Genomic DNA, 12855 nt, shown 5'->3' on the forward strand with positions numbered 1-12855 from the left:
GGCCCAATCGATGTCCGTTATCGAAGCTCTTGAACAACGTCGCGCCGGTGCCAAACTCGGCGGCGGCGAGAAGCGCATCGACGCGCAGCATGCGCGCGGCCGCCTCACTGCGCGGGAGCGGATCGACCTGCTGCTCGACAAGCATTCGTTCGAGGAGATGGACATGTTCGTCCAGCACCGCTCGACCGAATTCGGGATGGAGAAGACCAAGATCCCCGGCGACGGTGTCGTCACCGGCTGGGGCACCGTCAACGGCCGCAAGACTTTCGTCTTCGCCAAGGACTTCACCGTGTTCGGCGGCTCGCTGTCGGAAACGCACGCGCTGAAGATCACCAAGCTCCAGGACATGGCGATGAAGGCAAGGGCGCCCATCATCGGCCTTTATGACGCCGGCGGCGCCCGCATCCAGGAAGGCGTCGCCGCGCTCGCCGGCTATTCCTACGTGTTCCGCCGCAACGTGCTGGCGTCCGGCGTGATCCCGCAGATCTCCGTCATCATGGGCCCCTGCGCCGGCGGCGACGTCTATTCGCCTGCCATGACCGACTTCATCTTCATGGTGAAGAACACTAGCTACATGTTCGTCACCGGCCCCGACGTGGTGAAGACCGTCACCAACGAGGTCGTCACGGCGGAAGAGCTTGGCGGCGGCTCGGTGCACGCGACGCGCTCCTCGATCGCCGACGGCGCCTTCGAGAACGACGTCGAGACGCTCCTGCAGATGCGGCGCCTGATCGACTTCCTGCCGTCGAACAATTCCGACGGCGTGCCGGAATGGCCGAGCTTCGACGACATCGAGCGGGTCGACATGTCCCTGGACACGCTGATCCCCGACAATCCGAACAAGCCCTACGACATGAAGGAACTGATCCTGAAGGTCGTGGACGAGGGCGATCTCTTCGAGATCGCGGAGAGTTTTGGCAAGAACATCGTCACCGGCTTCGGCCGTATCGCGGGCCGCACCGTCGGCTTCATCGCCAACCAGCCGATGGTGCTGGCCGGCGTGCTCGACAAGGATGCCTCGCGCAAGGCCGCGCGCTTCGTCCGCTTCTGCGATGCCTTCAACATCCCGATCGTCACTTTCGTGGACGTGCCGGGCTTCCTGCCGGGCACCGCGCAGGAATATGGAGGCCTGATCAAGCACGGCGCCAAGCTGCTGTTCGCTTATTCGCAGTGCACCGTGCCGCTGGTGACCATCATCACCCGCAAGGCCTATGGCGGCGCCTTCAACGTCATGGCCTCCAAGGAGATCGGCGCCGACATGAACTACGCCTGGCCGACCGCCCAGATCGCGGTGATGGGCGCCAAGGGCGCGGTCGAGATCATCTTCCGCAGTGACATCGGCGACCCCGACAAGATCGCCGCGCGCACCAAGGAATACGAGGACCGCTTCCTGTCGCCGTTCATCGCCGCCGAGCGCGGCTATATCGACGACGTCATCATGCCGCATTCGACGCGGAAGCGGATCGCGCGGGCGCTGGCGATGCTGAAGGACAAGAAAATGGAAGCGCCGGCGAAGAAGCACGACAACATGCCGTTGTGAGAAGAGAAGTGTTCAAACGCATTCTGATCGCCAATCGCGGCGAAATCGCCTGCCGGGTCATCAAGACCGCCCGCAAGATGGGAGTTCAGACGGTTGCGGTCTGTTCCGAGGCCGACCGCGATGCCCTGCATGTCGAGATGGCCGACGAGGCGGTGCTGATCGGCCCGCCCGCGGCGGCCGAGAGTTATCTGGTGATCGAGAAGATCGTCGAGGCCTGCCGCAAGACGGGCGCACAGGCCGTGCACCCCGGCTATGGCTTCCTGTCCGAGCGCGAGGCGTTTCCGCGCGCGCTCGAGGCGGCCGGCATCGTCTTCATCGGCCCCAACCCGGCCGCCATCGCGGCGATGGGCGACAAGATCGAATCCAAGAAGGCGGCGGCCAAGGCCAAGGTCTCGACCGTGCCGGGCTATCTCGGCGTCATCGAGGACGACAAGCACGCGGTCCGCATCGCCGACGAGATCGGCTATCCCGTCATGATCAAGGCCTCCGCCGGCGGCGGCGGCAAGGGCATGCGCATCGCGCATTCCAAGGCCGAGGTCGCGGAGGGCTTCAACCTCGCCAAGGCGGAGGCGAAGGCCTCGTTCGGCGACGACCGCGTCTTCGTCGAGAAGTTCATCGTCGATCCCCGCCATATCGAGATCCAGGTGCTCGGCGACAAGCACGGCAACGTGATCTATCTCGGCGAGCGCGAATGCTCGATTCAGCGCCGCAACCAGAAGGTCATCGAGGAGGCGCCGTCGCCGCTGCTGGATGAGGAAACCCGCCGCAAGATGGGCGAGCAGGCGGTCGCGCTGGCGAAAGCCGTGAACTACGATTCCGCCGGCACTGTCGAATTCGTCGCAGGCCAGGACAAGAGCTTCTACTTCCTGGAGATGAATACGCGCCTCCAGGTCGAGCATCCCGTCACCGAGCTCGTCACCGGCATCGATCTCGTCGAGCAGATGATCCGAGTGGCCGCCGGCGAGAAGCTCGCGCTGGCGCAGAAGGACGTCACGCTGACCGGGTGGGCGGTGGAGTCGCGCCTCTATGCCGAAGATCCGTTCCGCAATTTCCTTCCCTCGATCGGGCGCCTGGTGAAATACCGTCCCCCGGCGGAAGCCAGCCAGGACGGCATCACGGTGCGCAACGACACCGGCGTGCAGGAAGGCGGCGAGATCTCGATCCATTACGATCCCATGATCGCCAAGCTCGTCACGCACGCGCCGTCCCGCGCTGCTGCGATCGAGGCGCAGGCGACTGCGCTCGACTCGTTCTACGTCGACGGTATCCGCCACAACATTCCGTTCCTGTCGGCGCTGATGCATCATCCGCGCTGGCGCGAGGGCCGGCTGTCGACCGGCTTCATCGCCGAGGAATTCCCCAAGGGGTTTGCGGTGCGCGTGCCCGAAGGCGAGGTCGCCCGGCGGATCGCCGCGGTCGGCGCCGCCATCGATCACGTGCTCGGCGAACGCAAGCGGCAGATCTCCGGCCAGATGGGCGGCCGCATCGTGCAGCGCGAGCGCCGCCGCGCGGTCTGGCTCGACCGCCAGGAGATCTTGCTCGAGGTCAGCCGCGAGGGCGACGCCATCGCGATCCGCTTCGTCGACTCCGAGGGCAAGGCCGGCAATGCCCATCTGCTGCAGTCGCCATGGAAGCCCGGTGACCCGGTCTGGCAGGGCACCATCGACGGCCATTTCGTCGCCGTGCAAACGCGCCCCATCGCGAACGGGATCCGTCTCGCGCATCAGGGCGTCGAGGTGCCGGTCTATGTCTGGACCGAGGCCGAAGCGGCCTCGGCGCGCTTGATGCCGGTGACGACGGCCTCCGACAGCGGCAAGAAGCTGCTTTGCCCGATGCCCGGCCTCGTGGTCTCGATCGCGGTCAGCGAGGGGCAGGAGGTCAAGGCCGGCGAGACCCTTGCGGTGGTCGAAGCCATGAAGCTGCAGAACGTGCTCCGTGCCGAGCAGGACGGTACGGTGAAGAAGATCCACGCCAGCGCCGGTGCGACGCTGGCGGTGGACGCGCTGATCTTGGAATTTGCGTAAGCAGGCCATGTAGCCCGTGATGCGTGGTTGACAATTAGGTCGGTAACCGGTGCGAGATCAGGAATGTCGATGTCATTTCCAGATGAATGGAAGAGGATTGCCGAGAAGGAACTAAAAGGCGATCCCATCGCGCTCGTGCGGAAGGTTCCGGAGGGCATTGAAGTCAAGCCAATCTATACGGCTTCTGATTTAGATGGGATCGAGCATCTGGACACGTTACCTGGCATGTCGCCGTTCGTTCGCGGTCCTAAGGCGACGATGTATACTGGCAGACCGTGGACAATCCGCCAGTATGCGGGATTCTCGACTGCAGAGGCGTCAAACGCATTCTATCGTTCCGCCCTTTCCTCAGGACAGAAGGGCTTGTCGGTTGCATTCGACTTGGCGACCCACCGCGGCTATGATTCTGATCATCCTCGCGTCCTAGGTGATGTCGGGAAGGCGGGCGTTGCCATCGACTCAGTCGAAGACATGAAGATCCTCTTTGACGGCATTCCCCTCGGGGAAACGTCGGTGTCGATGACCATGAACGGAGCGATAATCCCCATTCTCGCAACCTTCATTGTCGCCGGTGAAGAGCAGGGAATTCCGCGCGAAGCTCTCTCGGGAACTGTCCAAAATGACATTCTGAAGGAGTTCATGGTCCGCAATACATACATTTATCCGCCGGAACCATCGATGCGCATTGTTGCTGACATTATAGCGTTTACCGCGCAGAACATGCCGCGCTTCAACTCCATCTCGATTTCAGGCTACCATATGCAAGAGGCGGGGGCGACGCTCGTCCAGGAGCTGGCCTTTACGCTTGCTGATGGACGTGAATACGTCCGGTCTGCTCTTGCCAAGGGCCTTAACATCGATGACTTTGCAGGGCGGCTTTCATTCTTCTTCGCTATCGGAATGAATTTCTTCATGGAAGCGGCGAAGTTGCGCGCTGCTCGGCTTATCTGGTCGCGTGTTATGGCGGAATTCAATCCTAAAAAGCAGTCGTCCTTAGTGCTTCGTACGCACTGTCAGACGTCGGGAGTGTCGCTCCAGGAGCATGATCCGTATAACAATATCGTGCGGACCGCTTATGAGGCCTTAGCCGCCGTTCTGGGCGGCACGCAATCGCTGCACACAAATTCGTTCGACGAAGCCATCGCATTGCCTACTGAGTTTTCGGCTCGGATTGCCCGGAACACCCAGCTGATCCTTCAGCATGAGACGGGCGTCGCCGACGTCGTCGATCCCCTCGCGGGATCCTACTATGTCGAGCGCCTGACGGACGATCTCGTCAAGGCTGCCTGGCAACTCATGGAGGAGGTCGAAGAGCGGGGAGGGATGGCGAACGCGATCGCGACAGGGTGGCCTAAGCGATTGATCGAAGAATCGGCGACGCGCAAGCAGGCCGCGATCGATCGCGGCGATCAGGTTATTGTCGGAGTTAATCGGTTTCGGCTTGAACAAGAGGAGCCAATCGACATTCTGGAGATCGACAATTCGACTGTGCGCGCTTCGCAAATTCGCCGCCTGACCGATATCAAACGGTCGAGAGATTCTAAGGGCGTCTCCAGTGCGTTGGCTCGGCTAACCCGGGTCGCGCAATTAGGTGAGGGAAATCTGCTGGAAGCCGCGATTGAGGCCGCTAGGTCTCGAGCAACCGTCGGCGAAATGTCTGATGCAATGCGGCAGGCTTTTGGAGATCACCAGGCGATACCCGATGTTGTTTCGAGTGTCTATGGCCCTGCTTATGGAAACGATCCCGAGTTCACCAATCTTGTCTCGCGGCTCGACGAAGTGTCACAAGTGATTGGCGTGAGGCCAAAGATTATGGTCGCCAAGCTAGGACAAGATGGTCATGATCGAGGTGCGAAGGTTATTGCGTCGGCATTCGGCGATATGGGGTTCGATGTTGTTGCCGGTCCTTTGTTTCAGACGCCAGCCGAAGCTGCCGCGATGGCCGTTCAGGCAAAGGTACATGTTCTGGGGGTCTCGTCGCTCGCGGCCGGTCACAGGACGCTCGTTCCTCAGGTTGTCAGGGAGTTGAAGCTGGCTGGCGCTGGCGGCATCATTGTTGTTTGCGGGGGCGTCGTGCCACGGCAGGACTACGAGGAATTGCTTCGGAGCGGAGTGGCAGCCGTGTTTGGACCTGGTACCAACGTACTTGAGGCCGCTATGGCAATTCTCGATCTTATCGAGGGACGGCGAAGAAATCGCTGATCGAGGCCCGGCCGCTTTGAAGTTGCACGGGCTTCGATCAGGATCCGTTCTATTCATCCAAGCACTAGCGCGCGCCGCGAGCGTACGGACCGCGGGGGTGATGGCCACTTCGGTTAGCGGCACGTCGAAGACGTCATGGAGAAGAAAAGCGGCCCGCTCCAGAGGAGACAGACGCTCGAGGGCCAGCATCAACGTGACCGTGACGTCGTCGGCGACCGTCTCGTCTGGCTCCATGGAACCCACGAGAGGATCTGGCAGCCAGGGTCCCAGGTAGGCTTCCCGGCGCGCCCGCGCGGCGCGGCGTCGTCAGGGCACAGGCGTGTGACGATGCGGGTTAGATGGGCGGGAGGCGAATCGACGTAATCCTCCACCCCGACCCACCGCAGCCATGCGTCCTGAACGACCTCCTCCGCCTCGGCGAGCGAGCCCATCATCCGATAGGCCAGGCGTGTCAGGCGCCTGCGCTTCGCTTCGAACTCGGTGTCGCCGACTCGATGGAAACCCGTTGGCCAAAGAGTTGGCTGCCGCCGAACGGCTGCCGAAATCGCTGCCGCCTGTCATCAGTCGGGGAGGAAGCAATAGCCTCGGCCTGGTACATTGGAAACATAGCCATCGCACTGCGACGCTGCCATCAGCGGCGACGACGTCGTACGAGATCCGCCCCGCTGGCAAATAGAACAGCGCGCCCGCTCGCAAGGGCCTTCGAGCCGCTGCTCGGCTCATTAGCCGCCCGAATAACGGGCAATCGGAAAGGGCGCTTTCTCGTCCGGTGTGGGATACCGGATTGATCCAGCGAAACGAGAAGCGCTTCTGCAGGCGATCGCCGGCTTGGAGCAGCAACGACGGTGCGACGGCGCTTACGCGTGGGATCTCTTCGAGGACGCGGCTGTGAACGGCCGCAACCTGGAGGCTTTCAAGGTCGCCTCGTGGCTCGAGCACCTGAGGCAGCCCAGCGCGTGACAAACGCTGACCGTGCATCCAGGATGCGATCGGCGGCGTCAACGCATCAGCCGCTCCAACCATTACGCATTTCATCGCCACCGATCTTCGGATGCGCGATTAAGCGGGCTCATTCCCCTGCGGCGATCAGAAGCCGAAGGACCGGATTTGGCCAGAGTTGGCTTCGGGGAGCCTTATGGGGTCCGATCTGAAACCCGTCATTTTTTAAGTGGGCCATTTTTGGCGGGTTGAGTGTTACGGCTTCTCGCCTACGCGCCGTGTATCGCCAAGACGGACTCACAGCGGGCCGGAAAGCCCATCATGAGTCTGCGTTCCGCCGACAGCCACCACCTGTCGCAAGTCAGCTCATGGCGCAAGGCTGACGTGATGCAGTACCCGCCGAAGTCCGCTCTCAAGGCCAAAGCAGGCAAGACGATCCCTTGCAGTTACATATTCAGCGAGCAGGTTCAAATTTGACGAAGGTCGCGCTCTAGCTGGCGACCAAGGTGGCTAGGAATTGCTCCATGGATGGCTGTGCAGCTTTCTGCATCTTGTGCAGATCTTCGGGCTTGAGATTTGTATATCGGCGCAACATTCGCCAGTCTTTATGGCCTGTCACCATCGCAACCTGCTGTATCGAAAAGCCCGCTTCGAAGAGTCTACTTGTTCCTTCATGGCGCAAATCGTGAAAGCATAGGTCATCTATATCGATAGCGTTGCATGACCTGCGGAAGGCAGCTCCTACCGACTTCGAGTGGTATGGAAAAACGCGTCCGAGGCCGCGCGTGAGAATGCGCTGCTCGAGCATAAGCTGCCAGGCATCGTACCCGGTCGAATTGAGGAGAGGAACGACTTGGTGGTTTCCGTCTTTGCGTCGAGGATCTTTGCGGTCGCGAATAGTGACGGTTCGCTTTGACATGTCGACATCAGTCCACTCGATGCGGCAGATCTCAGCTTGGCGCATTGCTGTCGCCACAGCAAAGCGAACAATTCTACCGAGTGGTAGATACTGTTGGGCGTTAGATTCGGAGTATCCGATCAGTCGATCGAGTTCGTCTTGGCTAGGGCGCCGATCTCTCTCGTTTGACTTTCCGACGAGATCCAGGTGCTTTAGCGCAGCTCTGGCCAGCTGTACGTTCTCGACTGAAACGTTAATGCCGTGGACTGCGGCAGCGTGAAGTAGGATCGTTCGGATGAATGAGAAATCGATCGCAAGGGTCGCCGGTCCAGCGCCTTGAGCAGCTCGCTTTCGCCCGAACTCAATCAATCTCTCCCTGGTCAGCTCTTTGAGGTTTGTTCGTCCAAGCGAGATCTTGAGGGCCTTGAGCACCATCGACTTGGATCGTCGTACGGGCTTGCCGACCTGGGCAAGATCGTCGAGATGCAGGGTGATCAAATCGGAAAAAATTCGAGGCTGCTCAAAAGGCCGGGAACGTCGAATTGGGGTGCCGCGATCGATAGAGCGCTCCACATCAAGCGCCCATTCTTCAGCATCGCGCTGTCGCACGAACGTGTTTGCGATGTACTCGTTTTTCCTCCTGACCTGAACGCGCCAGCTTCCCGATCTGAGTTTTGTAAACGTCGGCATTGCGTGTGCACTCCACCCCGATTTCGTGTGCGCTACGTGTGCACCGGGAGATCAAATGCGGTACAAACGTGTGCAATTTGGGCTAGTTTGAGTGCACACGTGTGCACCTGGTTCACGTTCTAGTCCATTGAAAGAATAGGACAACTTATTGAAATATCAAGACTATCGCTTTTCCGTGGCACCCATGATGGATTGGAGCGAGAGTTCAGGATTTTCAGTTGATTAGAGCGCGACGTCATGGACTATGCGGAGGCCATGAGCCGGACGCCGCCGACGGTAACTGACGAAATGTCAGCGCGCCTGCTCGAAGTATTCATCCAAGGGTGAGCGGTGTTTCGGATGCGATCCGTGTCAGCTTCTCTGGGTTTCGAACGTAGTAAAGACCGGTGATGCGCGCGTCCTCGACCCGGACCGCGAGGACGCCGTCGATTTTCCCATCAAGGCGCATGACCAGTGCCGGGTTGCCGTTGACGACAGTGTGCTCGCCAGTGAGTGCACCTTCGATCTTCGGGAGGCCGTGGACGAACATCCCGACAACCCTTTGTGCCCCGATGATCGGGCGCAGTGCAGCCTGCTTTACGCCGCCGCCGTCGCTCACGAGGACGACGTCAGGCGCAAGCACGTTGATGAGGTCCTGGGGATTTCCGGATTCGAGTGCACGGCGAAATAACTCCAGTGCCCTCCTCGCCTCGGCTGGGGAGACCACTTGGCGAGGGCGGCGCGCATCGACGTGCAGACGGGCCCGATGCGCGCTATTTGGCGGACGGCCGCGGGAGTCTTGTCGACGACGGCGGCGATCTCCTCATAAGTTACATCAAAGGCGTCGCGAAGAACGAAGACAGCGCGCTCGACCGGTGACAGCGTCTCAAGGACGATCATGAGCGCCATGGAAACACTTTCGGCGAGTTCGACGTCTTCCGTCACGTCCGGCGCAGTGATCAACGGCTCAGGCAGCCACGGCCCGACATATTCCTCCCTGCGCCGCTTTATCGTGCGGAGCCGATTCAGCGCCTGCCTAGTTGCAATTCGGACAAGATAGGCGCGTTTGTTGCGCACCTGTCCCAAGTCGACCTTCACCCAACGCAGCCAGGTCTCCTGAAGGACGTCTTCGGCATCAGATGCCGATCCAAGCATCTCGTATGCGACCGTGAAGAGCAGATCACGGTGCTCTGTGAAAGCCTCCGTCGCCACATCAATGGCATGGTCGTTAATGGCATGGTCGATCAAATCTCGATCCCTCTCATTCAGCGCCGTCACTCCGCCCAACCGCTCGGAACGCGTCGAATTCTCAATAAAAGGATAGCGCACTAAATGGCCTCGCCTGTGCCGCAAGACTACCACCAGAACGCCACCGCCTCACGCATGCCGTCTGTATTAGGGCATGGTTGATGCACTCGTCTCAGATCTCGAAAGCTCACGCCGAAGGGGTCACCGATCTCTTGATTGAGCTTGCCCGTGAGCCTCCACCGAGAGGTTCTGCCAGTCGGCCCAGGACTTGAGCCTGTCGGCGTAGACTTGCTGGAGCATTTGGTAGAAGCCCTGGCCGAAAAGCACCCGCAGGGGCGGGGTGTAGGAATCGACGATCTTGAGGAGTGCCTGGGCCGCAGCGGCCGGATCGCCGGCGGGCTGCTTTCCCACGAGCACGGTAAGGCGCTGGCGGAGTCCGTCGTAACCCGGTTAGCCTTGGCCATGTGACCGTTGGCTAATGGATTCGGATTCTTGCCGGACCTAGTGGCGAAGCCGGCGGGCTCGACCACGGTCACCTTGATGCCGAAGTCGGCGACTTCTTGGACAAGGGTGTCATTCAGAGCTTCGAGGGACCACTTGGAGGCCTGGTATGCGCCGCCGAGCGGCATCGCGATGAGCCCGCCGATCGAGGACATTTGGATGATGTGCCCTGCACCCTGCTCGCGCAGGTAAGGCAGCGCGGCCTGAATGACCCAAACCGCGCCGAACACGTTGGTCTCGAACTGGTCACGCAGTTGTTGCTCCGTCAGTTCCTCGATTGCGCCGATCTGCGCGTAGCCGGCATTGTTCACGATGACGTCGAGACGGCCGAAGTGCTCCTTGGCCCGCTTCACGCTTTCGAAGACCGCGACCCTATCGGTCACGTCCAGTTCGAGCGGAAGCACGGCGTCGCCATAGGCATCGGCCAGTTCTTCAAGACTCGCGGTGTTTCGGGCGCTCGCGGCCACCCTGTCGTTGCGAGACAGGGCGGCCTCGACGAAGCAGCGGCCCAAACCGCGCGACGAACCGGTGACGAACCAAGTCTTACTCATGATGTCTTCTCCTTCTTTCTTTGATCTCCGCCGAACATTCGATTTGCATCGTCGAATATGGGTTCCGGTACCCTTGTCATATGCGCCAGTTGTCACTCGTCGCGCTGCGTAGGTGGTTGCCGTTCGCGGACCACGTCAGAACTGCCGGCTCACTATTGAAGAGTACGCGGCGCGCGGACAGCTTTGCGTAAGTCGGTTGCTGGACCTTGGCGATCACCTCGGTCGCAGACAGCAGGGTGCATTCGCCGGATCGTTCGCACGCTTAGGCAAGCTCGGCCTTGTCGAGACCGAATTCCCTATCGTACTTGCCGGGCGGGGTGCGGAAGGCCACATTGGCGCGGTTCGCCGCGTTGATGCCGATCACGCGGAAAGTCAGCGTCGAGAGTTCCTTTTCGCTGAACTGCTCGCGCAGCTCGGCATAGAGGTCATCGGAGAGGCCCGTCGGCGCGATCTGGGTCAGCGCCTCGGTCCAGGCCAGCGCCGCGCGCTCCTTAGCGGAAAACAGCGGCGAATCGCGCCAGATCGCGATGTGATACAAGCGCAACTCTCGCTCGCCGCTTAGCTTTGCCTGCTTGACGTGCATATCCAGGCAGGCGGCGCAGCCGTTTATCTGTGAGGCACGGATGTCCACCAATTGGCCCAGCCCCGGCTCGATATCGCTGCTTTTGACGATCGCAATTCCGAGTTCCTGGAGTTTCTTGAACAGATCGGGCGATTGCTCCATGAAGTTCAGGCGTGATTGGGCATTGGGGTGGCTCATTATCGCTCTCCTTCGCGTGAGGGTGTTGGGTTGATCACATCCTTAAGACACCCCGGCCTTGCGCCCTGTGACATCGCCGCTGACAAAACTTAGTTCGCTTGCCCCGTGCGACATTGTTGGACCAACAGCGCTTCCAGCGCCCATAGCCCTTCAGCATTTGATTTCAGGAACGTAAGAGCTAGGACCTTGGGCGGACGAGCCGCTCAGATCGCAATCGAATCTCAACAGCAGCGGCATTGCTCAATTTGATCGCCGCAAGCTACCCCTCAAGCGCTGTTTTCATTTGGAAACGGCGGCCAAGCTATTGAAATCGCTGGAGCACGTTTTAACCGATTTTTCCAAACGGGCCTTGAAATCGTTGAATAATCAAACTGATTTTGATTCCGCCATTCGGAGGTTCGATCCCTCCCGCCCCAGCCAGAAGCTTAGGCTGCTGTCTTGCGCAAGGCGGACGTTAGCTTCGATCGTTTGGCCACGAAGAGCCGAAAACCGCTTCAATAAGCGCTTCACTGCGACCGCATTTTGCGTGGCCCTCGTTTCTTTGGCCGACTGGAAGGATGCAGACCCCGCACCTCCTGTTGTTGAAAAAGTTCCGCGCAGATGCCACGCAGCCATTGGCTTGCCGGGTCGTGGTGGAAGCGGGCGTGCCAATATTGCTTCACCGTAAAGCCGGCGATCGCCAGCGGGCAATCAAGCACGCGCAGTCCGTAATAGTGAGCCAGCGTTTCGCCAATGTGCCTTGGCAGGGTGGCGATCAGGTCGGTCGTCCCCACGATTGCGGGCAGTCCCAAAAAGCCGGGTAGCTCAAGCGCCACGTCAAGGACTATCCGCTGCTCCTGTAGCGCGGTCGCGAGCAACTGATGTCCAGTGCCGGAGCGAATGAGGACGTGGGCCTCCCGCCTGAAATCCCTTGCGGTGATGCGGTCGCGGATCCGGGCATGTTTGGCGTTCGCCAAACAGACCCAATCCTGCGGAAAAAGTGCCTGTTGGAAATGTCCGGCGTCGAGACCCGAGATGTAGCCGAGGGCCAGATCGGCTTCACCGGATTGCAGCATCCGTGGGGTGTCCGCGCCGATCTGTGTCGCCTCGATACGAACGCCCGGGGCGACGCGGCGGATGTGAGCGAGGATGGACGGAAGCAGCGTGACGTGGCTTCCATCCGTCATGCAGATCGCAAAACGGCGCTTTGCGGTTGAGGGATCGAAGTCGGTGCGAAGCTCAGCCAGACGACGCAGCGTTTCCAGCGCCTGCCTCGCCGTGCCGATGAGAGCCTCGGCGCGCGGCGTTGGCAGCATTCCCTCCGCCGACCGGATGAAGAGCGGATCGTCCAGTTCCTTACGCAGTCGCGCCAGCCAGATCGAGATGGTCGGCTGACTTTGACCGAGCTTTTCTGCGGCCTTGGTGACGCTGCCCGTGGCGAATAACGCGTCGAAGAGCCTCAGCAGGCGCGGGTCCAGCAGATTGGTCTCGACATTATCCAGGTGCTTCATTGCGATTCACAATATCGGATATAATGATCATAT

The 12855-nt window shown here is 60.4% G+C and carries 11 protein-coding genes and 1 pseudogene; 5 read left to right on the forward strand and 7 right to left on the reverse strand.

The features are described from left to right. Positions 1-10 precede the first annotated feature (10 nt). The 3 genes from GGD61_RS25260 to scpA all read left to right on the forward strand — a co-directional run bounded on the left by GGD61_RS25260 (position 11) and on the right by scpA (position 5766). Positions 11-1540 (forward strand): acyl-CoA carboxylase subunit beta, encoded by a 1530-nt coding sequence (locus tag GGD61_RS25260; RefSeq protein ID WP_183231464.1) that lies wholly within the window; start codon positions 11-13, stop codon positions 1538-1540. An 8-nt stretch (positions 1541-1548) separates the two neighbouring features. Next, entirely contained in the window at positions 1549-3564 is a 2016-nt protein-coding gene (locus tag GGD61_RS25265) for an acetyl/propionyl/methylcrotonyl-CoA carboxylase subunit alpha (RefSeq protein WP_183231465.1), read from the forward strand. A gap of 63 nt (positions 3565-3627) precedes the next feature. After that, positions 3628-5766, forward strand: a complete 2139-nt coding sequence (scpA, locus tag GGD61_RS25270; RefSeq protein WP_183231466.1) for a methylmalonyl-CoA mutase — start codon at positions 3628-3630, stop codon at positions 5764-5766. A 66-nt stretch (positions 5767-5832) separates the two neighbouring features. Here scpA and GGD61_RS25275 read toward each other — a convergent pair. Next, a pseudogene (locus tag GGD61_RS25275) lies at positions 5833-6221 on the reverse strand (sigma factor); the annotation flags it as partial. A gap of 316 nt (positions 6222-6537) precedes the next feature. Between GGD61_RS25275 and GGD61_RS40685 the strand changes: the two are divergent. Together GGD61_RS40685 and GGD61_RS25285 are read left to right on the forward strand one after the other, a co-directional pair. Next, positions 6538-6726, forward strand: a complete 189-nt coding sequence (locus GGD61_RS40685; RefSeq protein WP_018316651.1) for an MFS transporter — start codon at positions 6538-6540, stop codon at positions 6724-6726. A gap of 300 nt (positions 6727-7026) precedes the next feature. Then, positions 7027-7182, forward strand: a complete 156-nt coding sequence (locus tag GGD61_RS25285; protein WP_183231467.1) for a hypothetical protein — start codon at positions 7027-7029, stop codon at positions 7180-7182. Positions 7183-7195: 13 nt separating this feature from the next. Here GGD61_RS25285 and GGD61_RS25290 read toward each other — a convergent pair whose 3' ends face one another. The 6 genes from GGD61_RS25290 to GGD61_RS25310 all read right to left on the reverse strand — a co-directional run bounded on the left by GGD61_RS25290 (position 7196) and on the right by GGD61_RS25310 (position 12822). Next, complete coding sequence (locus GGD61_RS25290; RefSeq protein ID WP_183231468.1) at positions 7196-8293, reverse strand: site-specific integrase; 1098 nt, start codon at positions 8291-8293, stop codon at positions 7196-7198. 313 nt (positions 8294-8606) lie between these two features. Further along, a complete protein-coding gene (locus tag GGD61_RS40245) occupies positions 8607-8915 on the reverse strand; it encodes a hypothetical protein (protein WP_210311181.1) in 309 nt (102 codons plus the stop codon). Then, complete coding sequence (locus GGD61_RS40250) at positions 8888-9601, reverse strand: sigma-70 family RNA polymerase sigma factor (protein WP_210311182.1); 714 nt, start codon at positions 9599-9601, stop codon at positions 8888-8890. Before GGD61_RS40250 ends, GGD61_RS40245 begins: the two co-directional genes overlap by 28 nt. A 26-nt stretch (positions 9602-9627) precedes the next feature. Then, positions 9628-10572 carry an SDR family NAD(P)-dependent oxidoreductase gene (locus GGD61_RS25300; RefSeq protein WP_246786037.1) on the reverse strand — a complete coding sequence of 315 codons (945 nt, stop codon included), beginning with the start codon at positions 10570-10572 and terminating at the stop codon, positions 9628-9630. Between the two features lie 262 nt (positions 10573-10834). Continuing rightward, complete coding sequence (locus GGD61_RS25305; protein ID WP_183231469.1) at positions 10835-11332, reverse strand: carboxymuconolactone decarboxylase family protein; 498 nt, start codon at positions 11330-11332, stop codon at positions 10835-10837. Positions 11333-11838: 506 nt separating this feature from the next. Then, positions 11839-12822, reverse strand: coding sequence for a LysR family transcriptional regulator (locus GGD61_RS25310; RefSeq protein ID WP_183231470.1), 984 nt, complete (start codon positions 12820-12822; stop codon positions 11839-11841). Positions 12823-12855: the final 33 nt, after the last annotated feature.

The sequence above is a fragment of the Bradyrhizobium sp. SBR1B genome (assembly GCF_014198205.1).
Lineage (GTDB): Bacteria > Pseudomonadota > Alphaproteobacteria > Rhizobiales > Xanthobacteraceae > Bradyrhizobium.